This window comes from Hahella sp. CCB-MM4, from assembly GCF_002260525.1.
In the GTDB taxonomy this organism is placed as follows: Bacteria; Pseudomonadota; Gammaproteobacteria; order Pseudomonadales; family Oleiphilaceae; genus Hahella.
Map to the genome: position 1 here is coordinate 1 of NZ_MRYI01000060.1, position 761 is coordinate 761.

Here is a 761-nt window from a genome sequence, read left to right on the forward strand (position 1 = left end):
GAACATCGCCGTAAGAACCGCATCGGTCTGGCCATGCTGTCTCCATCCGTCCTGGTCCTGCTGGTCTGGATGGCGGTGCCCCTGGCCATGACCATCTACTTCTCCCTGATCCGGTACAACCTGCTGTATCCGGGGGATAACGAATTCGTCGGGTTGGAAAACTATTATTATTTCCTCACCGACGCCGGGTTCACTGCCGGGGCATTGAATACCCTCTGGCTGGTCGGAGCCGTGCTGCTGATCAGTGTGGTGTTCGGTGTGCTGATTGCGGTGCTGGTGGATAATCCTTTCTGGGGCCGTGGGATAGTCCGGGTGATGCTGATCTCCCCGTTCTTCATCATGCCGACCGTGAGTGCCCTGGTGTGGAAGAACCTGCTGTTGCATCCGGTCTCCGGCGTGTTTGCCGCGGTCTGGCGTTTTTTCGGGGCGACCCCCATCGACTGGTTTTCTGAATACCCGATGGGAGCCATCATCATGATCGTGTCCTGGCAATGGATTCCTTTTGCGGTGTTGCTGCTGATGACTGCCATGCAGTCCCTGGATCAGGAGCAGAAGGATGCGGCCCGCCTGGACGGTGCCGGTCCGATCAACATTTTCATTCACATCACCCTGCCGCACTTGGCGCGGCCCATTGCCGTGGTGGTGATGATTGAGACCATCTTCCTGCTGTCGATTTTTGCCGAGATCTTCACCACCACCGGCGGTGGTCCCGGTTATGAGACCACCAATCTGGCGTTCCTGATCTACAGCCAGGCGCTGCT

The 761-nt window shown here is 57.8% G+C and carries 1 protein-coding gene; it reads left to right on the forward strand.

What is annotated here, in order from left to right; translation table 11 throughout:
- Window positions 1–21: 21 nt before the first annotated feature.
- Window positions 22–761: carbohydrate ABC transporter permease (locus BTA51_RS28865; protein WP_371333251.1), on the forward strand; the 740-nt coding region annotated here is incomplete at its 3' end.